The sequence below is a fragment of the Achromobacter sp. UMC46 genome (assembly GCF_014170335.1).
In the GTDB taxonomy this organism is placed as follows: domain Bacteria; phylum Pseudomonadota; class Gammaproteobacteria; order Burkholderiales; family Burkholderiaceae_B; genus Achromobacter.
In genome coordinates, this window is the sequence record NZ_LZZS01000004.1 from 315,701 (window position 1) to 337,762 (window position 22,062).

Here is a 22,062-nt window from a genome sequence, read left to right on the forward strand (position 1 = left end):
AAGAGGAGCCGGCCCCGATGCGGGCCGGCGCCAGCGCGCTCCCGCCATGAAAAACATGACCGGAGACAACCATGCGCAATCCCCCCGCCCTTGCCATTCCACGCCGGCGCAGGCTGGCCATCGCGTTGGCGCTGGCAATGGCCGCCCCGCTGTGGGCCGTCAGCACGCAAGCGCCGGCCCAGGACGCCCCCTATCCCAGCAAGCCGGTCACCCTTCTGGTCGGCTTCCCGCCGGGCACCGCAACGGACACCGTCGCCCGGATGCTGAGCGAGCGGCTGGCCCAGCGCATGGGCCAGCAATTCATCGTCGAAAACAAGCCGGGCGCGGGCGGCTCGATCGCCGCGGGCCTGGGCGCCCGCGCCAAGCCCGACGGGTATACGCTGATGATCGGCGCCTCGGCCCCCCAGGCGATCAATCCGCACGTCTATCCCAACCTGAACTACGACGCCCGCAAGGACTTCGCGCCCATCGGCTTGATCACCTGGCTGCCGTACCTGTTCGTCGTCAGCCCCGACAATCCCGCCCGGGACCTGAAGGGGTTCCTGGCCGCGGCGAAGGCCAAGCCGGGTCAACTGACCTACGCCACCACCGGCATTGGCACGACCAGCCATCTGGTGACCGCGGTGCTGCTGTCCAAGGCCGGCGCCACCATGGTCCACGTGCCCTACAAGGGCAGCAGCCAGGCGCAGACCGACATCGTCGGCGGCCGCACCACCGCGACGTTCGACACGATGGTGTCCTCGCTGGCCATGGTGAAGTCGGGCCGGCTCAAGGCCCTGGCCGTCAGCACGCCCGAACGCGTCGCCATGCTGCCGGACGTGCCCACCGTGACCGAACAGGGTTTTCCGGGGTTCGACATGGGCGCCTGGCTGGGCCTGATCGCGCCCGCCGGCATTCCGCCCGCCATCCAGGACCGGCTGGCCCGCGAGATGAACGCCGTGCTGGCCGACCCGGCGGTGCGCGACAAGCTGGGCGACCTGGGCGCCCAGGTCCGCACCACGCCCACGCCCGCCGCCTTCGGCGCCATGATGAAGTCCGAATACGAGTCGTGGGGCGCCATCGTCCGCGAATTCAATGTCAAAGCCACCGACTGAACAGGACACCGCGATGCACGCCAGCCCCGACATGAGCCCGCAGGAACACGACACCCGCGTCCAATTGGCCGCCTGCTACCGATTGGTGTCGCACTTCGGCATGAGCGACCTGATCTACAACCACATCACCGCGCGCATCCCCGGCACGGACGATCACCTGCTGATCAACCCCTACGGCATGATGTATGACGAGATCACCGCGTCCAGCCTGGTCAAGATCGACCTGGCCGGCAATATCCTGAGCCCCTCGCCCACGGGATACGGCATCAATGCCGCGGGGTATGTGATCCACAGCGCGGTGCACGGCGCCCGCCCCGACGTGGGGTGCGTGATCCACACGCACACCCGCGCCGGCATGGCGGTGTCGGCGCTGAAGTGCGGTTTGCTGCCGCTGACGCAGACCGCCATGCGCTTCGCCAAGATCCCGTACCACGACTACGAAAGCGTGGCCCTGGACTTGGGCGAGCGCGAACGCCTGGTGGCGGATCTGGGCGCGTCCGAAGCGATGATCCTGCGCAACCATGGCCTGCTGGCCGCCGGCCCCACCATCGCCCAGGCGTTCAACTCCCTGTACTGGCTGGAGATGGCCTGCAAGGCGCAGGTGGACGCGCTAAGCGCCAACCGGGAGCTTTGCCTGCCCCCGCCCGACGTCATCGAAAAAACGTGGCATCTGTATCAGCCCGCCACGCGCCGCCCGTTCGGCGAACTGGAATGGCCGGCCATGCTGCGCCTGATGGACCGCAAGGACCCCAGCTACCGGGACTGACGGGCCACGGGGGGGCTGCCGGGGGCAGGCCTACTCGCCGCGCGGCAGCAGGTCCACGCCCGCGGCATGGCTTGCGCCGGCCGGCAAGATGGCCGCCAGGCTGGTCCGCACTTCCAGGAAGTAAGGGCGGCCGGACGCCAGGCCGCGTGCAATGGCCGCATCCAACTGGTCCGCGCGCGTCAGATATTCCGCTTGCATGCCGAAGGCGCGCGCCATCATCGCGAAGTCCGGGCTGGACAGGTTCGTGCCCACGTAGCGGCCAGGATAGGTGCGCGCCTGATGCAGTCGGATCGACCCATAGCAATTATTGTTCGACACGATGAAAAGGATCGGCAGGCCCCGTTCGGCGGCGGCCGCCATTTCGTTGCCCGTCATCATGAAGCCGCCGTCGCCCACCAGGCACACGACCTTGCGGTCGGGGTGGCGCAATTGGGTCGCCACCGCCGCCGGCGTGCCATAGCCCATGGCGCCGGACTGCGACGCCATCAACCGCTGCGGATACACGAACGGGAAATGCCGGTACACCGGTGCGGCGAACGTGCCTGCGTCCAGGCAGACAGCCACATCGTTGGGCGCCTGCCGCGCCAGCGCCCGCACGACCGACACGAAGGGCACGCCGTCATCCGCGGCTGGATCCGGCCACGCGGCGGTGCGCTGCTGGATGGCCCGCAGCGACGCCGCCCAGTCGTTCCGCCCCAGGCCCTGACCCGTCGCCGGCAGGTTGGCCAGCGCATGCGCGGTGGCCGCCGGGTCCGCGACCAGGCCGACATCCGCGGCGAAATGCTGGTTCACGATGTGCGGATCGGGATAGCAATGGACCAGCGCCTGCGCCGGCTTGGGGTGCGCCGGGAACGCGTAGCCCTGCGTCGTGATGTCGCCCAGGCGCGTGCCCAGGGCCAGGATCAGATCGCTGGAATCAAACGCCGCAATCTGCGCGGCGGGCGTCGCCAGGTCCAGGTCGCCGGCGTACAAGGCGTGCGTGTTGGGAAACAGGTCGTGCTGGCGGAACGACACCGCCACCGGCACCGTGTGCCGCTCGGCCAACCGGCGCAGCGCCTCACGCCCGTCCGGGCGGTTGAACGCGCCGCCTGCGATGATCAAGGGCCGGCGCGCCTGCGCCAGCAGCCCATGGAGTCGTTCCAGCGTGCCCGGCGCGGGCTGCGCGGGGCTGTCGGGCGCCGCGACCCAGCCGGGCTGCGGCGCATCGGCCTGCTGCACGTCTTCGGGCACCACCATCACCACCGGGCCGGGCGTGCCCGACACCGCCACGCGTATCGCCTTGAACGCCGCCGCCGCCAACTCTTCGGGCGTCGACACCTCGACGATCCATTTGGCCATCGACCCGAACATCTTCTGGTAGTCGATCTCTTGGAAGGCTTCCTTGCGCACGTCCCGTTTCGGCACCTGGCCGATCAGCAGGATCATCGGCACGCCGTCCTGCTGCGCGGCGTGCACGCCGATGGATGCATTGGTCGCGCCCGGCCCGCGTGACACCATCGCCACGCCCGGCCGCCCGGTCAGCCGAGCATCCGCGCCGGCCATGAAGGCCGCGCCGCTCTCGTGGCGGCACGTCACCACGTCGATCTCCGGGAAATCATGCAGGGCGTCCAGCACCCCCAGATAGCTTTCGCCCGGCACCACGAAAACGCGGTCGATGCCATTGGCGGTGAAGACCTTCAGCAAGGCGTGAGAAGACGTGTTCGAAGCAGCGGGCAGGGTCATGGGCGGCGTCTGGATTCAGGGTTGGAGTCTGGGTCGAGTCCAGGAAATTCTAGATTGGCAAGGCGGGGCCGACTAGGCATACTCTGGCAATCAGATATACAAGAAACGCACACTAGAGACAGCGGCGCGCCCCCGCCCGCGGACCCGGGATGGACCTACGCAAGATCGAAAACCTGATCCACGTCGCCGATCAGGGCAGCTTTTCCAAAGCGGCATCCGTGCTGGGCATCGCCCAATCGGCGCTGGGCCGGCAAGTCAGGAAGCTGGAAGACGAATGCGGCTGCGCCCTGCTCTACCGCAATGGCCGCGGCGTGTCGCTGACGCCCGACGGCGAGAAGCTGCTGGACCGGCTGCGCCCGCTGCTGCGGCAGATGGACCATGTCGTCACCGAATTTCATAACGACCAGAAGTCGCCGTCCGGCCAGGTCACGCTGGGCCTGACGCCAACGCTATGCCACATGATCGGCACGCGGCTGGTGGCCGAGGTCTGGAAGCGGCACCCACGCATCCAGCTGAACATCATCACGGGATACAGCGGCTATGTGCACGAATGGCTGACCAACGCCCGCGTCGACATCGCCGTACTGCACGACGCGCGGCGTTCGCAGCACATCGCGGTCGACGCGCTGGCCGAACTGGACCTGGCGCTGGTGTCGCCGCCGCAGAACCTGTCGCCCGCCGCGCGCGCCATGGCGACCATCGACTTCGAGCAGTTGCGCGATCTGCCGCTGGTGCTGCCCACGCGCAACCATGGCCTGCGCCGCACGCTGGAGCATGCCGCCACGCAGGCGGACATGCCGCTCACCGTGGCGTTTGAAATCGACGCACTGGAGCTGATGAAGGAGATCGTGGCCGAAGGCCTGGCCCATACCGTGCTGGGCCTGCCGGCGGTCATCAAGGAAGTCGCGGCCGGCCAGCTGATCGCCCGCCGCATCACGCACCCGGGCCTGTCCACCCGCCTGATGCTCGCCACCGCCGCCAGCCGCCCGATGACGCAGGCGGTGAAGATTGTGCAGGGGATGTTGCGGGAGGTGCTGGGGCAGATGACGGCAGAGGCGCCTTACCGGGACGGAATGAGGATGGTGCCTGATTGACTTGGCGCCGTCCTGGCTATATCCACGAGTTCCCGGAATCCAGGTGCTGCTCCAGTTCCATCACATCATGCAGCACTCGCCCAATGACGATCACGCTCGCCTCAATCCGATAGATCAAAAAATGCCTGGGTCGTTGCACGATGCCAGTCTCAGTACGCGCCCGTTCTCGGCTCAGCCGCAGGTGCCAGGAACGAACACCGGCGCCAAGCTCTGGCCGAGCGATGCTGCCGGCACGTTCTGGGGCGGTGGAAATATCGCGCATCGCGGCAACAAGTAAGGCGCTGTAGCGTTGACGTGCCGCATCGCCAAAATTCCCCTGGGTCCAGGCCAATATGTCGACAACGTCATGCTGCGCTACGTTGGACAGCCGATAGCGAACTATCACTTCGCGGTCTTCGCCCGACCGGCAGCTTGCGCTCCAAGTTTCCCGATGAAATCTTCGAGTTGATCGTCGGCCACATCCGTAAAGCGACCTGCGGCGATATCCGCCCAACCCTTGCCGGCTGCGTCGCGAAGCGCGTTGATCTTGGCCGTTTCCAGGCGTTCGCGTTGCTCGATCAGACGCAGCCCTTCGCGCAGCACTTCACTGGCGTTCTGATAACGCCCTGATTGCACCAAGGTTTCCACGAAATCATGCTGATGCTCACTGAGGACGACATTGCGTGTCGGCATGGTGATCTTTCCCTACCGTTAGAACGCCCCCAGTATAGATGCCCATTGGCATATTATGCCAATGATCAAGGACGACATTCGTCCTATATGGCTTACCCGTGGCTTTGCAGGGTCAGCCTCCGCGCGTTCCATCCTGTGCCGACGCCCCCTTCACCACCTGATGCACGAACTGAAGCTTGCCGACGACCTCCGCCGGCAGCACGAAGGGGTAGAAATCCCGTTGCCCCATGCTGCGCGACAGCTCGTTCAGCACCCCGGTCAGCGCCACCCAGGCGTTGACCAGATCCAGGAAAGCGTGGCCGTCGGGATCTTGCGGGTCATACAGCGACGCGGTGTTGAACGGCTCGTAGGACTGCTCGACCGCCATCCGCGTGACGCCGAAGCTGATGGCGGTATCCAGCGTATCCATCATGTGCAGGTAGTGCGCCCAGGTTTCCGCCCAGTCCTCCCACGGGTGGCATGACGCATACGTGCTGATGAAATGCAGGTCCCAGTCCGCGGGCGGACCTTGTTCGTAGTTGCGTTGCAGGGCTTGCGCGTAGTCGGCCTGCTCGTCGCCGAACACCTGGCGGAACGATTCCAGCCACGGGGTGCCCGCAACCAGCTGATCCCAATAGTAGTGTCCGATCTCGTGGCGGAAATGGCCCAGCAGGGTCCGGTAGGGTTCGCGCATGTCTTCGCGCACCTTCACACGGTAGGCGTCGTCGGCCTCCAGCACGTTGATGGTGATCAGGCCCTGCGCATGGCCCGTCAGCATCGGCGCGCCGTCGGCGGCGGGCGCCAGCAGGTCGAAGGCCAGGCCGCCGTCGTCGGGTTCCTCGGAACGCCGGATCGGCAGGCCCAGCGTCATCAGTTGCGCGATCATCTGGCGTTTGGCGGCTTCCACCTTGAACCACAGCGGGCCGTTGTCCGGCACGGACAGGTCCGGAATCGTGCGGTTCAGGTTGCACGCGGTGCACAGCGTATCCGCGGAATGCGCGGGCAGCAGCCAGTTGCACAGGGCCGGCAGCAAGAAATTGGCGCAGCGCTTGTACGTCTTGCCGCGCGCCCTGCCCGACTCGCGCCATGTGCCGGGCGTTGCGCCTTCGTCCAGCGCCAGCACATGGCCGCGCTTGGGGTCGAAGCCCAGTTGCCGATGGCAGTTCAGGCATTCGGTGTTGGAAAAGAATATCGGCTGGCCGCACACGCATTGGAACGCCTTCGCGCGGGCATGCCGCACCCGCTGGCGTTTCGGAGCGCGCAGTTGGCGGTTGATCGCGTCGAAGAAATAGCTCATGCATCCGTCCCGTCGGGAAATTCGTCGATGGGCGCGACAGTCACGCGCACATCCAGTTCGTGCCCGCCGCCCCGGATCACGCCCCGCAAGGGGGTGACGTCGCCATAGTCCCGGCCATAAGCCAGGATCACGTGCGCCGTGCCGGGCACGACGTCATTGGTCGGGTCCAGGTCCACCCACCCCGCATTGGCCGGCACCCCGGCACAATGCACCGAGACCCAGGCGTGCGAGGCGTCCGCCCCGACCAGCCGCGGCTTTCCGGGCGGCGGCTGCGACATCAGGTAGCCGCTGACGTAGCGCGCCGCCAAGCCGATGGCGCGCAGGCAGCCGATCATCACATGCGCGAAATCCTGGCACACGCCCACCCGCTCCTGAAACGCATGCAAGACCGGCGTGGACACCTGCGTATGCGCCGGCTGGTAGCTGAAATCGGCGTGGATGCGGTGCATCAGGTCCAGCGCGGCATCCGCCACGGGCCGGCCCGGCGTGAACGACAGCAAGGCGTATTCCCGAAGCTCCGCGTGCCGGGGCACATACGTCGACGGGAAGGTGAACTCGGCCTCGGGCGCGAACGGGACGGCCGGGTCATAGCGCAGGCGTTGCGCCGCGGCCTCCCAGGGCAGCCCGGCCGTGGGGTCCAGCCCGTCGAAACGCGCATGGACGGTGACGCGGCTGGTCGCCCGCACCGTCAACGATTCATGCGGGGCGACCAGCGCGAACGTGCAGCGCGCATTGCCGAACCCGTCGAGGGTTTCACTGAAATCGGACGGCGCGGGCGTGATGGCCAGCGCGTAGTCTTCCACCACCTGGCAGGCGTCGCTCAAGGGGCGCAGATACCCCAAGTGATGCGCCAATTCCACCGGCGAGTCGTAGCGGTAGGCAGTTTCATGGTCCACCCCCAACGTCACGCCGGCAGCGCACGCGGAAGGATCGAGGGGGACGGGGGTCGGCAGCGTCATGGCGGCGGTGGGCTGGAGCGCGGCTACGCCGACAGCGTCTGGTCGTAGCCGGCGGCATGGCTGAAGTAGCGCCGGCTGATTTCGTTGGATAGCGCGCTGGCTGCGGCGTCCAGCGTTTCGCACAACGCCAGCACGCCCGCATACAGGCCCTGCGATTGCTGGCACAGCGCCGCCAGCGTCGGTCCGGCGTCTTCCGACGGCAGCAGCCCCAACAGGTCCGTGGCGGGGCCGGCCACCGTGCCCGGCAGGCGCGCCACCTCTTTGCGCAACACGCTCAGCACACAGGCGATGGACCGCGGGTTCGCGGGTTCCTGCACCAGCAGGTTCAACAGCGCGGGCACTTCCTGGCGGCCCGGGTAATAGGCGCGATACGTAATCTTGCTGTCGAACAGGTCCAGCAGGATATTGAATCCGCTGTCGCCCAGCACCGCATTGCGGCGGAACAGCTCGCCCAGCAGGCCGGCCATCGCCGACAGGCGTTCGATCTGCCGGCCGATGGTCAGCAGCCGCCAGCCGTCGTCGCGCGTCATGCGGTCGGTCTGCGAACCCGTGATGGCCGATAGCTGCATGCCCAGGTTTTTCAGCGCCCGCAGCACGTCCGGCGCCGCCGCCGGCGTCTCGGCATCACGCTCCTTGCCGCCCGAGGCCAAGCGCCGGAAGAGTTCGTTCGCGGTCACCACCAGCCGCCAGTGGTCCGGCGACAGGCGGTCGCGGATCTGTCCGGCCGCGAACGCCAACGCGCCCAGGTTGCGCGAGACCCCGCCCTGGGCGTCCTGGCCCGCCAGCTCCGCGACCAGCGTGGATTCGAACATGCGCACCGACAAGGTCGGCGCGGGCGGCACCAGGCCGCCGCGCCGGCACAGCGCGGCCACGGCCGCGAACAATTCACCCGCGTTGTCCTCGTCGCTGTTCAGCCAGGTCAGCGCCACGTTGGCCAGGCGCACGTCGTTCTCGGCGCGCTCGGTGTAGCGGCCCATCCAGAACAGGTTCTCGGCCGCCCGGCTGGCCACCGGGCGACGGGCGGGCACGATATCTTCGGGGCGCAGCTGCGCCGGCAACATCGAAAACGTATCGACCGCGCCCCGAGTCGTGACCCAGGTATCCATGCTGCTGCCGCCGCGCTGCATCGACACGATCTGCTGTTCGCGGCTGGCGATGCGGGTCAGTCCGCCCGGCAGCACGTTCCAGCCCCCGTCGCCGTCGGCGATGACGAACACGCGCAGCATGGCGGCGCGCGGCACGATGTGGCCCGCGATCCAGCTGGGCGCTTGAGACAGCGGCAGGTATTCCTGGATGGTGTAGGCGTCGGGGTTGGCGGCAATGCGCGCCTGCAGCGCCTCGCGCTCGGACGGCGTCACCGCGCCGCCGATCACCGGTTCGAAGCCGCCGCGCGAATTGCTGGGGTACGTGGACTTGACCACCGCCCCCGGCAAATTGGCCAGCACTTGTTCGCACGCCGCGGCCTCGCCGCACCACCATGACGGCAAGGACGGCAACAGCAAGTCCGCATCCAGCAGGCGGCGGCTGATGGCCGGCAGGAATCCGTTGATGGCGGGCGACTCCAGAAAGCTCGCCCCCAGCGAATTGGCCACCAGCACATTGCCTTCGCGCATCACCTGCAAGAGGCCGGGCACGCCCAACGTCGAATCCGAACGCAGCTCCAGCGGATCACAGAAATCGTCGTCCAGCCGGCGCAGCACCGCATGCACCCGTTCCAGCCCATGCAGCGTCTTCAAGTACAGCAACTTGTCGCGCACGACCAGATCGCCGCCTTCCACCAGCGTCACGCCGAGGTAGCGCGCCAGATAGGTCTGTTCGAAGTAGGTCTCGTTGTAGGGGCCCGGGGTCAGCAGCACGATGCGCGGCGGCGTGTGCGCCGACAGGCCGCCCGGGCTGAGCTTGTACAGCATGTCCATCAGGCGCCGGTAGCTGGTGGCCAGATGCTGCACCCGCAGTTCCTTGAACGCCTCGGGAAACATGCCCGAAATGGTCAACCGGTTTTCCAGCAGGTAACCCAGCCCGGACGGGGCCTGGGTGCGTTGCGAGACCACCCACCAGCCGCCGTCGCTGGCGCGCGCCAGGTCGAACGCCGCGATGTGCAGAAAGGTGTCCCCCGGCGGCGCATACCCGCGCAGCGGGCGCAGATAGCCGGGATGGCCCAGCACCAGCGCGGGCGGAATCAACCTGTCGGCCAACAACGTCTGCGGCCCGTAGACGTCGCCCAGCAGCCGGTTCAGCAAGGTGGCCCGCTGGCTCAAGCCCTGTTCGATCGCCGCCCAGTCCGTGTCGTTGATGACAAACGGCAGCAGGTCCAGCGACCAGGGGCGCGCCGACCCGTTGGCCTCGGCGTAGATGTTGTAGGTGATGCCGTTTTCGCGGATCTGCCGGGCGACCCCGTCCACGCGCCGGTCCAGGTCGGCGAAGCCGCCGGTGCCCAGCAGCTCGAAAAAACGGGGCCATGGTTCACGCAGGCGGGTGGCGCCCGACGCGTCGGCGGTGTCGCGCAGCTCGTCATAGTGCCCGGGACGTGCGGGCAACGCCGCATGAACCGCCAGGGATGCGACATCCTGCGACGGATCCGTCTGAAAAAGAAATTGCGGCATAGCGGCTTTATCGCCGGCGGGTGGGCCGGGGTTCAACATGCGGTGAGGCTCAATCGTGCCTCAAATCCAACGAGAACGGAAATTCCCGGCTGGCCACGGCGGGGGCGACGTCCATGCGCCCCGGCGTATGGCCGGTCTTTTCGAAGCGCGCCAGCCGCCGGCTCTCGGCTTCGTAGGCATTCACGGGGAACGATTCCGGATTCAACCCGCCCGGGTGCGCAACGTGGTATTTGCAGCCCCCTAGCGACCGATGGTTCCAGGTATCGACAATATCCACGGTCAGCGGCACATGCACGGGAATGGTGGGATGCAGCGCCGACGGCGGCGCCCACGCCTTGTAACGGACGCCCGCCACGTACTCGCTGACCCGGCCGGTGGGCTGCAAGGGCAGCGCGCGGCCGTTCACCGTCACGACATAGCGGTTGCCGTTCAGGCCCGACACCCGTATTTCCACCCGTTCCAGCGACGAATCCACATACCGGACCGTCCCCGCAGACGAGCCTTCTTCGCCCATGACGTGCCAGGGTTCCAGCGCGCCGCGCAATTCCAGATGGATGCCGCGCGCGGCCACGTCGCCGAACAGCGGGAAACGGAATTCGAAATGCGGATCGAACCATGACGGGTCGAAGCCGTAGCCCGCCTCGTTCAGATCCGCCAGCACATCCTCGAAGTCCATCTTCACGAAGGTGGGCAAGAGGAAGCGGTCGTGCAGTTCCGTGCCCCAGCGGGTCAACCGCGCCGTATAGGGCGTCTTCCAGAAATGGGCGATCAGACCACGCAACAGCAGCTGCTGCGCCAGGCTCATGCGCGCGTGCGGCGGCATTTCAAAGGCGCGCAGCTCCAGCAGCCCCAGCCGGCCCGTGGCGCTATCGGGCGAATAGAGCTTGTCGATGCAGAACTCCGACCGGTGGGTATTGCCGGTCACGTCGACCAGGATGTTGCGCAAGGCCCGGTCGATCATCCAGGGCGGCACCGAAGCGCCCTGCTCCGCGCAGCGCCGGTGGATCTCCTGGAACGCCAGCTCCAGCTCGTAGACCTGGTCATTGCGCGCTTCGTCGATGCGCGGCGCCTGGCTGGTCGGCCCGATGAACAGGCCCGAGAACAGATACGACAGCGAGGGGTGGTTCACCCAGTACGCCAGCAGGCTGGCCAGCACGTCCGGGCGGCGCAGGAACGGGCTGTCGGCCGGCGTGGCGCCGCCCAGCACGAAATGGTTGCCGCCCCCGGTACCCGTGTGGCGGCCGTCGGCCATGAATTTCTCGGTGGCCAACCGGGTCTCGAATGCGGCCTCGTACAGGAATTCGGTGTGGTCGACCAGTTCGGCCCAGTTGCTGGCCGGATGGATGTTGACCTCGATGACGCCGGGGTCGGGCGTCACTTGCAGTACCTGCAATCGCGGATCGCGCGGCGGCGGATAGCCTTCCATCACGATCTTCACGTTCAGGTCGCGCGCCGTGCCCTCGACCTGGGCGACAAGTGCCAGATAGTCCTCCAGGCGGGGCAGCGGCGGCATGAACACGTACAGAACGCCGTTGCGCGTCTCGACGCACATCGCGGTGCGCGTCAGCCCGGCGGCGGATTCGAACTTGGCGGGCGCGCGGCGTTCTGGCTGGACGGCGCCGGGGCCCGCGCCCGCGCCACCGTTCGCGGCTCCCTTTCCGGCTGGCCCCTCGCCCGGTTCGTGGCGCGTGGCGGTGCGCAGGTTCTGGGTCAGCAGCTGCGCCGGCCCGGGCAGCGAACGCCGTGCATCGAACGGATCGCGCTCCGCCGGCATGGGCGCATCGGCCTCGTCCGCCCAGGGCAGCGAATCCAGCGGCAGGCGGTAGCCCATCGGGGAATCGCCGGGGAACAGGTACATGCGTTCGTCGCGCAGGAACCACGGGCCGGACACCCACGGCCCGCCCTCGCCCGGCTGGATCGGCAAGGCGTAACCGACCACGCTGTCCAGCTTCTGCTCGAACACGCGGCGCAGCCGCGCGCGCTCCATCTCGTCATCCAGCCGCGAATCGAACGGATCCACGTTGGCGGGCAGGCGGCGTTCACGCCACAGGTAATAGAACACGTCCTCGTAGCCCGGCACCACATGCTGGCCGCTGACGCCCAGCCGTTCGCACAGCCTGGCCATGAACCGGCGCGCGTCCGCCACGTCATACGTGCTGCGCTGACGCTCGTCGGCGAACAGCGCCGCGTCGTCCCAGCACGGCTGCCCGTCCGTGCGCCAATAGATCGACAGCGCCCAGCGAGGCAATTGTTCGCCCGGATACCACTTGCCCTGCCCGAAATGCAGGAAGCCGTTGCCGCCATAGCGGGTGCGCAGCCGGCTCAGCAATTCCAGCGCGTAGCCGCGCTTGGTCGGCCCCAGGGCGGCGGTGTTCCATTCCGCGCCCTCGCGGTCCGAGACGGACACGAACGTCGGCTCGCCGCCCATCGTCAGGCGCACGTCCATGTGGTCCAGATGATCGTCGATCTTGTCGCCCAGCTCGCGGATGGCGCGCCATTGCGCATCGGTATAGGGCTTGGTCACGCGCGGCGACTCGAACACCCGCGCCACTTCCATCGTGTGCGTGAATTCCACCTCGGCCTCGTCGACCGCGCCCGAGACCGGCGCGGCGCTGCCTGGCTCGGGCGTGGCCGCCAGCGGGATGTGCCCTTCGCCCGCCAGCAGGCCGGACGTCGGGTCCAGCCCGATCCACCCCGCCCCGGGCAGATAGACTTCGCACCACGCGTGCAGGTCGGTGAAGTCGGACTGCGCCCCGTTGGGGCCGTCCAGCGCGCGCACGTCGGGCTTCAGCTGGATCAGGTAGCCCGACACGAAGCGCGCCGCCAGCCCCAGATGGCGCAGCGCCTGCACCAGCAGCCAGCCGGAATCGCGGCACGATCCGGCGTTGCGCGCCAGCGTCTCTTCCGGCGTCTGCACGCCCGGCTCCATGCGGATCAGGTAGTTGATTTCCTGATGGATCTGCTGGTTCAGACCCACCAGGAAATCCACCGTGCGCTGCGGGCGCACGTCCACGCGCGACAGGAACTCGGCAAAATGCGGCGTGGCCTTGCCGCACACGAGATACGGCGCCAGTTCGCGCGCCAGCCCGTCGTCGTAGGTGAAGGGAAACGTCTCGGCGTCCGGTTCCAGGAAGAAGTCGAACGGGTTGTAGACCGCCATCTCGGCGACGAGATCCACCGTGATCTTGAATTCGCGCGTCTTGCCCGGAAAGTTCAGGCGCGCCAGGTAGTTGGAAAACGGGTCTTGCTGCCAGTTGATGAAGTGTTCCGCCGGTTCGATGGTCAGCGAATACGACAGGATGGGGGTCCGGCTGTGGGGCGCGGGCCGCAGGCGCAACACCTGCGCCGACAGGCCCACAAGACGGTCATACTTGTATTGCGTAACGTGCTTGAGGGCTACGTGGATCGTCACTGCCTTCTCCGGATCGACTGGGCTGGCGCAGCGCGCCGGTGTCCTGCAAGGAAAACACGCGCATAAGTCAGTGGCTGGTCTGCACCTGCACCGAAATATTCATCGACAGCGCCGCGGCAGCGCCATGCAGCCAACGCACCGGCGAGGCCGATTCATAATCGCGCGCCACCGCCAGCCGGCAATGGCCGTCCGAGGCAAAGCACGCGTGGCTGACATCCACGCTGACCCAGCCATGCCGGGCCAGCCAGACGTCCGCCCAGCCGTGGTTGGCGGCGTCGTCGCCCGCCATGTGCCAATAGCCGCTGACATAGCGGGCCGGCGTGCCGAACGCGCGCACGCAGGCCAGCAGAAGATGGGTGTGGTCCTGGCTGCCGCCGCGCCCTGCCGCCAGCACCTGCGCCGCCGTCATCGGCGCTTCGTTCAACCCCGGCTCATAGGCCACGCGTTCGCGGATGGCGGCGCTTAGCCGCAACACGTCCTCCGGGGCCTGCATGCCACGGGGCACGACGTAGCGGCAGAATTCGCGGATGCTGTCGTCGCACTGGGTCAGCGCCGTGGGCACGCCATAGATGTAGACGGGCAGGCGCTCATCCTCGTCGCCCACATGGCCCTGGGCCAGCGGATGGATATCCACCTGCCCCGCCGCATGGATTTCGATTTCGCTGTGGGTGCGGTGCAGGGTCAGGGTGTGGATGACGTTGCCGTAGGCGTCCACCTGCGGCTGGATCTCGCCGGGCGTCTGGATCTGCCATCGCAGCGCATGCTGGTGGTCGTCGCGCCGGGGCGTCAGCCGCAGCGTCTGGATGCTGTAGTTCACCGGGGCGGCATAGCGGTAGCGGGTCACGTGCTTGATGAGATGCTTCATGAAAGTCTCCACACTGCGAAGTCACGCTGGCAACGTCGGGGCCGTCCGCCCCCTGGCCGGGCAGGCTCGACGTTCGATAGTAGCAATAGCTCGTTGAAGTATTTAAGCAACTTGCATGCCAAGTTGGGGGACGGGACGCCTATCTGCAATCCTGCGGGAAACCGTCGCGAGTTCGGGCGCCCACCGGCCCGCATCCCCCGGCCGCGGATGCCCCCGAATGCCCATTTGGCGGCATATTGCACCAAATCGGTGCATGCCCAGCCCGGTATGGGGCCACGGGGCGTTGCCCAAGACGGGCCTGGCGCGTCGGGCATTTTTTACAGCCCATTGCAGAATTGTTCCGCCGGCAACCGCCGGATCCTTCCCGCGGCACCCCGGCGCGCGATCACAATCTTCAAACGGGCGGACAAACGTTCAATACACCAGGCCTGCCGGGTGGCACATTGCAATCGTTTTTCATTGCAGTTTTCCACCGCAGCCATCCCCTGGAGACGTCCATGCCCATCACTGCCACGCCCACCCCCGGCGCCAAGCTGCTTTCCCCCAAGGACCACACGCTCATCATGATCGACTTCCAGTCGCAGATGGGGTTCGCCACGCACTCCATCGACGCCGTCACCTTGCGCAACAACGCCGCGCTGGTCGCCCACGCCGCCGCCGGCTTCGGCGCCTCCGCGATCTTGACGACGGTTGCCGAAAAGAGCTTTTCGGGCCCGATGTTCGACGAAGTCGTCGCGCCCTTTCCTGGCCAGACCTTGCTGGACCGCACGTCCATGAACACCTGGGAAGACGCGGCCGTGATCAAGCAGGTCAACGAAATCGGCAAGAAGCGCATTGTGCTCGCCGGCCTGTGGACGAGTGTCTGCATCGTGGGCCCGGCCCTGTCCGCCCTGGATCAGGGTTTCGAGGTCTACGTCATCACCGACGCGTGCGGCGACGTGTCGGCAGAAGCCCACAATCGCGCCATCGAGCGTATCGTGCAAGCAGGCGGCCAGCCGATCACCGCGCTGCAATACCTGCTGGAAATGCAGCGCGACTGGGCACGGACCGATACCTACGACATGACGACCGGCATCGCCAAGCAGTTCGGCGGCGCCTACGGACTGGGCATCATCTACGCCAAGTCCATGTTCAACGCCCACGAAGGCTGATCGGAGTCCGCTGATGAAGGTCTACCTGGTCTCATTGGGGCTCGGCCTGCTGGTCGGGATCATCTACGCGCTCTTCAACGTGCGCTCGCCGGCGCCTCCCGTGATCGCCCTGGTAGGCCTGCTTGGCATCCTGGCGGGCGAACAGATTCCCCCGCTGGTCAAACGCCTGCTTTCCGACGAGGCCACCCGCACGTCGTGGCTGCATCAGCAGGTCAAACCGCACATGTTCGGCGAGCTGCCCAGTTGCCCCAAGCCGCCCGCCAACCCTGCCCCACCAACCCCGGACGCATGTGGAGACAAGCGCAATGGCTGACACCCCCGACACCGCGCGCCACTGCGCGCCCGACCTGATCCTGCATCAAGGCCGCTTCACCACGCTGGACCCCGCCAACCCCACGGCCGACGCGATCGCCATCCAGGACGGCCGCTTCACGCGCGTGGGCGCCGCGGCCGATATCCTGCCGCTGGCGGGTCCCGGCACGAAGGTCATCAACCTGAACGGGCGCGGCGTGCTGCCGGGCCTGATCGACAACCACCTGCACATCATCCGCGGCGGGCTGAACTACAACATGGAACTGCGCTGGGACGGCGTCGCGAGCCTGGCCGACGCCATGGCCATGCTGCGCCGGCAAGTCACCATCACTCCCGCCCCGCAGTGGGTGCGCGTGGTGGGCGGGTTCACCGAGCACCAATTCGCCGAAAAGCGCTTGCCCACCATCGAAGAGCTGAACGCCGCGGCGCCTGATACGCCCGTGTTCATCCTGCACCTGTACGACCGCGCCCTGCTGAACGCCGCCGCCCTGCGCGCCGTGGGCTACGACAGGACCACGCCCGCGCCCGCCGGCGGCGAAATCGTGCGCGACGCGGCCGGCAACCCCACGGGACTGCTGCTGGCCAAACCCAACGCGTCGATCCTGTATGCCACGTTGGCCAAGGGCCCCAAGCTGCCGTTCGACTACCAGCTGAATTCCACGCGCCATTTCATGCGCGACTTGAACCGGCTGGGCGTCACGGGCGCCATCGACGCCGGGGGCGGCTTCCAGAACTATCCGGAGGACTATCAGGTCATCGAACAACTGGCCGACGCCGGCCAATTGACGATCCGCCTGGCCTACAACCTGTTCACGCAAAAGCCCAAGCAGGAAAAGGAAGACTTCCTGAACTGGACCGCCACGTCGCAGTACAAGCAGGGCACGGACTACTTCCGGCACAACGGGGCCGGCGAAATGCTGGTGTTCTCCGCGGCCGACTTCGAGGACTTCCGCCAGCCGCGCCCTGAAATGGGCCCCGAGATGGAGGGCGAACTTGAAGAAGTCGTGCGCATCCTGGCGCAGAACCGCTGGCCCTGGCGCTTGCACGCCACCTACGATGAAACGATCTCGCGCGCGCTCGACGTCTTCGAACGCGTCAACCGGGACGTGCCGCTGGCCGGGCTGAACTGGTTCTTCGACCACGCCGAAACGATCTCTGAACGCTCCATCGACCGCATCGCCGCGCTGGGCGGCGGCGTGGCCGTGCAGCACCGCATGGCGTACCAGGGCGAATACTTCGTCGAGCGCTATGGGGCGGGCGCGGCCGAAGCCACGCCGCCGGTCAAGCGCATGCTGGAGCACGGCGTCAACGTGTCGGCGGGCACCGACGCCACGCGGGTGGCGTCCTACAACCCCTGGGTATCGCTGGCGTGGCTGATCACGGGCAAGACCGTCGGCGGCCTGCGGTTGACGCCCCAACGCAACTGCCTGGACCGCGACGCCGCGCTGCGCATGTGGACCGAAAACGTCACGTGGTTCTCGAACGAGCAAGGCAAGAAAGGCCGCATCGCCCCCGGGCAATTGGCCGACTTGGTCGTGCCCGACCGCGACTTCTTCGCCTGCCCGGAATCCGATATCGCCGACACCACCAGCCTGCTGACGGTCGTGGGCGGCAAGATCGTGTGGGGTGCGGGCGAGTTCGCCGCCCATGACGAGGCCGCCCCGCCGCCCGCAATGCCGGACTGGTCGCCCACGCGGCTGTTCGGCGGCTACGGCGCCTGGGGCGATGCCGAGGGCAAGCCGCTGCAGGCCACGCTGCGCGAAGCAGCCGCCGCCTGCGGATGCGCGAACGATTGCAACGTTCACGGTCACCGGCACGCGGGCGCCTGGGCCAGCAAGCTGCCGGTTTCCGACCTGAAGGGCTTTTGGGGCGCGCTGGGTTGCGCGTGCTGGGCCGTATGACGATGCGCGCGGCAATCACCTCGCCCGCCGTCCGCTGGCTGGCCCTGCTGGCGCTGTGCGGCGCCTATCTGCAAGGCGGACTGGTCAAACTGCTGGACTTCGACGGCGCCCAGGCCGAAATGGTGCATTTCGGCCTGCACCCCGCCCCGCTCGCGGCCGCTGCCGTTATTCTGCTGGAACTGGGCGCCAGCGCGCTGGTCCTGACCGGCCGGCTGCGCTGGCTGGGCGCCCTGGCGCTGGCGGGTTTCACCGCTGCTGCGGCGCTGATGGCCAACCGGTACTGGGAAGCGCCCGCCGACGCGCGTTTCATGACCATGAACGCCTTCTACGAGCACTTCGGATTGGCCGGGGCATGGGTCCTGGTCGCTTGGCATGACCTGTCGGAGCGCACGCATGAACGGCATTGACCGCACTCCCCCCCCGCCTGCCGCCGTCGGCGGCATGGCCCCGCTCAAGCACACGCTGTTCGCCGTGCTGTGGGGCGCCACCATCCTCGGCAATATCGGCAGCTTCATGCGCGATGTCGCCAGCGCCTGGCTCGTCACCGATTTGTCGTCCAACCCCGCGGCGGTCGCGATGATGCAGACCGCCGCGACGCTCCCCGTCTTCCTGCTGGCGATTCCGGCGGGCGTGCTGTCCGACATCCTGGACCGGCGCCGCTTCCTCATCATCATCCAGGTGTTGCTGGCCGGCGTCAGCTTCACGCTGCTGATGATGGCCAAAACAAACACGCTGACCGTGGAAACCCTGATCGCACTGACCTTCCTGGGCGGCGTGGGCACCGCGCTGATGGGGCCGACCTGGCAGGCCATCGTGCCCGAACTCGTGCCCAAAGCGGAACTGAAGACGGCTGTCGGCCTGAACTCGCTGGGCATCAACATCGCCCGCGCCTTGGGCCCTGCCGTGGGCGGCCTGCTGCTGGCGGCGTTCGGCGCGGCGGCGGCCTACGGCGCGGACGTAATCAGCTACGTGTTCGTGATCGGCGCGCTGCTCTGGTGGAAGCGGCCCAAGAAAGTGGACGACGGCCTGTCCGAACAATTCTTCGGTGCCTTCCGGGCCGGCGTGCGCTTCGCCCGCGCCAGCCGCGAACTACACGTGGTGCTGCTGCGCGCCGCGGTGTTCTTCATCTTCGCCAGTGCCGTCTGGGCGCTGCTGCCGCTGGTGGCCCGGCGCATGCTGGGCGGCAGCGCGGGCTTCTACGGCATCTTGCTGGGCGCCGTGGGCGTCGGGGCGATCCTGGGAGCGGTGATCCTGCCCAAACTGCGCCAACGCCTGAACACCGACGGCCTGGTGCTGGCGGCGGCCGCCGCCGCGGCCGTCGTGATGGCGGCGCTGTCCTTCGCGCCGCCGCAATGGGCGGCGGTGCTGCTTCTGCTGCTGTTGGGCATGGGCTGGATCGTCGCGCTGACGACCTTCAACGGGGTCGCGCAAGCCATTCTGCCCAATTGGGTGCGCGGGCGCGGCCTGGCGATCTACCTGATGGTCTTTAACGGCGCGATGGCCGCCGGCAGCCTGGGCTGGGGGTTGTTGGCGCAAGAGATCGGCGTGCCCGCGACCTTGCTGGCCGGCGCCGCCGGCCTGCTCGTCGCCGGCCTGGTGCTGCACCGCATGCGCCTGCCCCAGGGCGAGGCCAATCTGGATCCTTCCAACCATTGGCCGGAACCGCTGCTGGATGCGCCGGTCGAGCATGACCGTGGCCCCGTCATGGTCCAGATCGAATACCGCATCCGGGTCCAGGACCGGCCCGCTTTCCTGCAAGCGCTCAAGGCGGTCGCGGAGGAGCGGCGCCGCGATGGGGCCTATGCCTGGGGCATCGCCGAACACACCAGCGACCCGGAACGGGTGCAGGAATGGTTCCTGGTGGAATCCTGGGCGGAACACTTGCGCCAGCACCAGCGCGTCTCGCAGGCCGACGCCGATCTGCAGGGCGAAGCGCAGCGCTTTCACATCGGCCCGGAAAAGCCCGTGGTGCATCACTTCCTGGCGCTGGACATGCGTCAGGCCAAGCCGGGGCCGGCCACCTGACGGCGCCTCGGCCTCAGTGCGCCGAGGCGTCCAGGAAGCGGTGCACCACCCGCACCGCGGCGGCGCCTTCGGCGATGCTGGCCAGCACATGTTTGGCGGATCCGGCGCGCACCGCACCCGCGGCGAACACGCCCGGCTGCGATGTTTCGAAGGCCCGTGCCAGCATCGAGCCCGCCGCCGCGCGGCCGGTATGGATGTAGCCCTGATCGTCCGTATCGAGGCAGCCGTCCAGCCAGGCCGTGTTGGCTTCCGGCTGCGGCGCGCCCGTCGCCACGATCAGGCTGCGGGCCTCGACCTCCTGCCCGTCATCCAGCGTTATCCGGTACGGGTAGCAGGCGCCGTCGAAGCCGCTCGCCATGCGGCCGGGCAGCACATGCGAGCCGAAGCGCCGGCTCTGGTCCTCGGCGCGGCGCAGCAAGCCGCCGTCGCACAGCCCCGTGATCGTGCCCGGGAAACCGGGCAAGGCGTCCGCCCCGGGCATGTCCGCGGCGCATCGGATGCCGCCGACCAGCAGGGTATGCAAGCCCTCGGAGGCCGCGTAGGCCGCCGCCGCCAGGCCTGCCGTGCCGCCGCCGACCACCACCAGGTCAAGCACCGGATCGGCCTGCCCCGCACCGGCCGCGGAGCGCAGGATCGCCCCCCCGTAAGGACGCTGCCTCACGTAGCCGATCCGCCGAAGCATGAAGGCACGCAGCACGATCTCAGCCAGCGGCCGTTCCGCCAGAAGCAGCCGTCCCAGCGCCTCCCGGCTGACCCGCAACAGGCGGCTTCGGCAGTCCGCGCGCACCGTGACCGCATTGGGCCGGTCGGTGAACAGGTCCAGGCTACCCGTGAACTCGCCGTCGCGATGCCGCAGCAGGCTATGCATGGCGCCGTCCGCCTCGCGTTCCAGCACCTCGACATAGCCTTCCAGCACGATATAGCAGGCCGCCTCGCGATCGCCGGAATTCTGCAGCACGCTACCCCCCGCCACCTCGATGGTGTCGCCATACGGCGCAATCTGCCCGACCTGGGCGGATGACAGCATCGGAAACGCCTGGGCATGCAAGGCCGCCACGCTGGCGGGCGGCGTGGCGGAAGTCTGGCCGGAAGTAAGACGATTCATGTATTCACTCAAGGGGCATCTCCGCATAACTTGCAACGTAGCCCTGTCGGATCTACCGGGTCTTGCGCACTTGCGTCCTGAATTGTATGAAAGAGTAATGATCGCACTATTGAAGGCGCACCCGCCGCACGAATGCAATCGGCAAGGTTTATCCTTTTCCGAATCATGCGCCCCGATCTCTCACTTGCCCTGGCACCGGCCCATGGCCGAACGGCCTGACCCGCGCCCCAGCCTGCGGCACGTCTATCCGGGCGCGTCGATCCAGGCGATAAGGACCAGCCCCCGCTGTAGCGCCGGGCTGGAAGTCCTGCGCGTCGGCTATGCACTGCCGGATTTCGGCGTGGCGCGCTCCGACGGCGATGGCGACGACTTCCTGTTGAATGTGTCGCTGACCCACGGCCAGCGCGTGGTGTACGACCGGGGCCGGCCCCATGCCATGCGGTTGGCGCCGGATGCCGTGACGATCCGCCGCGCCAGCGCCCCCTATCACGCCGAGCTCCACACCCCGTTCGATTTCCTGTACTTCCGCGTCCCGCCTGAATCGCTCGACCGGCTGTCCGAAGACCTGGGCCTGCCCCGCATCCGGGAACTTTCCTGCCCGCCCGGCCAACCCGACCCCGTGCTGGCCAGCTTGGGCAGCGCGCTGCTGCCCGCGCTGGATGCGCCAGGCAGCGCCGACCCGCTGTTCATCGACCACATCGCGCTGGCGGTGCAGGTGCACGTGGCGCAGAAGTACGGCGGCGCCGTGGCCGAAGCGCCCCAGACGCGCGGCGGCCTGGCGGGATGGCAGGAAAAGTTGGCCAAGGACATGCTCGCTTCGAACCTGCTGGCCAACGCATCGATCACCGATGTGGCGCAGGGCTGCGGCCTGTCACGCAGTTACTTCATCAAGGCGTTCCGCCAGACGGTCGGCACCACGCCGCACCGCTGGCTGCTGGAACACCGCGTGGCGCAGGCCAAGCTGATGCTCCTGAAGTCCGACCGGTCCGTGGCCGAGGTCGCGCACGACTGCGGTTTTTCCGACCAGGCCCACCTGACCCGCGTCTTTGCCAGCACCGTCGGCGCCCCGCCCGCCGCCTGGCGCCGGCAGCACCGCCTTTGAACC

At 67.7% G+C, this 22,062-nt stretch carries 18 protein-coding genes; 10 read left to right on the top strand and 8 right to left on the bottom strand.

The annotated features are described in order from the left end of the window. Window positions 1-71: 71 nt before the first annotated feature. Window positions 72-1,094 carry a tripartite tricarboxylate transporter substrate binding protein gene (locus A9973_RS04315; protein WP_183012535.1) on the top strand — a complete coding sequence of 341 codons (1,023 nt, stop codon included), beginning with the start codon at window positions 72-74 and terminating at the stop codon, window positions 1,092-1,094. Between the two features lie 13 nt (window positions 1,095-1,107). After that, entirely contained in the window at window positions 1,108-1,860 is a 753-nt protein-coding gene (locus A9973_RS04320) for a class II aldolase/adducin family protein (RefSeq protein ID WP_183012536.1), read from the top strand. 30 nt (window positions 1,861-1,890) lie between these two features. On the opposite strand, the gene A9973_RS04325 is transcribed toward A9973_RS04320, so the two are convergent. Beyond that, window positions 1,891-3,582 (bottom strand): thiamine pyrophosphate-dependent enzyme, encoded by a 1,692-nt coding sequence (locus tag A9973_RS04325; protein ID WP_183012537.1) that lies wholly within the window; start codon window positions 3,580-3,582, stop codon window positions 1,891-1,893. A 149-nt stretch (window positions 3,583-3,731) separates the two neighbouring features. Here A9973_RS04325 and A9973_RS04330 point away from each other — a divergent pair, with 149 nt between their 5' ends. Both A9973_RS04330 and A9973_RS31330 read left to right on the top strand, forming a co-directional pair. Next, the gene (locus A9973_RS04330; protein ID WP_183012538.1) at window positions 3,732-4,676 is read left to right on the top strand and encodes a LysR family transcriptional regulator; all 945 of its coding nucleotides are present in this window, start codon (window positions 3,732-3,734) and stop codon (window positions 4,674-4,676) included. Window positions 4,677-4,719: 43 nt separating this feature from the next. Continuing rightward, entirely contained in the window at window positions 4,720-4,953 is a 234-nt protein-coding gene (locus tag A9973_RS31330; protein ID WP_370539440.1) for a hypothetical protein, read from the top strand. A 104-nt stretch (window positions 4,954-5,057) separates the two neighbouring features. On the opposite strand, the gene A9973_RS04340 is transcribed toward A9973_RS31330, so the two are convergent. The 6 genes from A9973_RS04340 to A9973_RS04365 all read right to left on the bottom strand — a co-directional run bounded on the left by A9973_RS04340 (window position 5,058) and on the right by A9973_RS04365 (window position 14,463). After that, window positions 5,058-5,348, bottom strand: a complete 291-nt coding sequence (locus tag A9973_RS04340) for a type II toxin-antitoxin system ParD family antitoxin (protein ID WP_183012539.1) — start codon at window positions 5,346-5,348, stop codon at window positions 5,058-5,060. 112 nt (window positions 5,349-5,460) lie between these two features. Further along, window positions 5,461-6,624 (bottom strand): putative zinc-binding metallopeptidase, encoded by a 1,164-nt coding sequence (locus A9973_RS04345; protein ID WP_183012540.1) that lies wholly within the window; start codon window positions 6,622-6,624, stop codon window positions 5,461-5,463. Then, the gene (locus A9973_RS04350) at window positions 6,621-7,583 is read right to left on the bottom strand and encodes a transglutaminase family protein (protein WP_183012541.1); all 963 of its coding nucleotides are present in this window, start codon (window positions 7,581-7,583) and stop codon (window positions 6,621-6,623) included. The genes A9973_RS04345 and A9973_RS04350 overlap by 4 nt, the downstream gene beginning before the upstream one ends. A 23-nt stretch (window positions 7,584-7,606) precedes the next feature. Then, window positions 7,607-10,186: a circularly permuted type 2 ATP-grasp protein gene (locus tag A9973_RS04355; RefSeq protein ID WP_183012542.1), complete on the bottom strand. Its 2,580-nt coding sequence runs from the start codon at window positions 10,184-10,186 to the stop codon at window positions 7,607-7,609. A gap of 49 nt (window positions 10,187-10,235) precedes the next feature. After that, window positions 10,236-13,598: a transglutaminase family protein gene (locus A9973_RS04360; protein WP_183012543.1), complete on the bottom strand. Its 3,363-nt coding sequence runs from the start codon at window positions 13,596-13,598 to the stop codon at window positions 10,236-10,238. A gap of 67 nt (window positions 13,599-13,665) precedes the next feature. Beyond that, the gene (locus tag A9973_RS04365; RefSeq protein ID WP_183012544.1) at window positions 13,666-14,463 is read right to left on the bottom strand and encodes a transglutaminase family protein; all 798 of its coding nucleotides are present in this window, start codon (window positions 14,461-14,463) and stop codon (window positions 13,666-13,668) included. A gap of 497 nt (window positions 14,464-14,960) precedes the next feature. Here A9973_RS04365 and A9973_RS04370 point away from each other — a divergent pair, with 497 nt between their 5' ends. From A9973_RS04370 to A9973_RS04390, 5 genes are read left to right on the top strand one after another with little or no spacing between them, the layout of a single operon-like run. Beyond that, complete coding sequence (locus A9973_RS04370) at window positions 14,961-15,614, top strand: isochorismatase family protein (RefSeq protein ID WP_183012545.1); 654 nt, start codon at window positions 14,961-14,963, stop codon at window positions 15,612-15,614. A gap of 13 nt (window positions 15,615-15,627) precedes the next feature. Continuing rightward, on the top strand, window positions 15,628-15,927 hold the full coding sequence (locus A9973_RS04375) for a XapX domain-containing protein (RefSeq protein WP_183012546.1): 300 nt from the start codon (window positions 15,628-15,630) through the stop codon (window positions 15,925-15,927). Then, window positions 15,920-17,827: an amidohydrolase gene (locus A9973_RS04380; protein WP_183012547.1), complete on the top strand. Its 1,908-nt coding sequence runs from the start codon at window positions 15,920-15,922 to the stop codon at window positions 17,825-17,827. The genes A9973_RS04375 and A9973_RS04380 overlap by 8 nt, the downstream gene beginning before the upstream one ends. Further along, the gene (locus A9973_RS04385; protein ID WP_220805385.1) at window positions 17,824-18,234 is read left to right on the top strand and encodes a DoxX family protein; all 411 of its coding nucleotides are present in this window, start codon (window positions 17,824-17,826) and stop codon (window positions 18,232-18,234) included. The genes A9973_RS04380 and A9973_RS04385 overlap by 4 nt, the downstream gene beginning before the upstream one ends. After that, the gene (locus A9973_RS04390) at window positions 18,221-19,852 is read left to right on the top strand and encodes an MFS transporter (RefSeq protein ID WP_183012548.1); all 1,632 of its coding nucleotides are present in this window, start codon (window positions 18,221-18,223) and stop codon (window positions 19,850-19,852) included. The genes A9973_RS04385 and A9973_RS04390 overlap by 14 nt, the downstream gene beginning before the upstream one ends. A gap of 13 nt (window positions 19,853-19,865) precedes the next feature. On the opposite strand, the gene A9973_RS04395 is transcribed toward A9973_RS04390, so the two are convergent. Further along, complete coding sequence (locus A9973_RS04395; RefSeq protein WP_183012549.1) at window positions 19,866-20,957, bottom strand: cyclic nucleotide-binding domain-containing protein; 1,092 nt, start codon at window positions 20,955-20,957, stop codon at window positions 19,866-19,868. A 202-nt stretch (window positions 20,958-21,159) separates the two neighbouring features. On the opposite strand from A9973_RS04395, the gene A9973_RS04400 reads away from it, so the two are divergent. Further along, a complete protein-coding gene (locus A9973_RS04400; protein ID WP_183012550.1) occupies window positions 21,160-22,059 on the top strand; it encodes an AraC family transcriptional regulator in 900 nt (299 codons plus the stop codon). Window positions 22,060-22,062 lie beyond the last annotated feature (3 nt).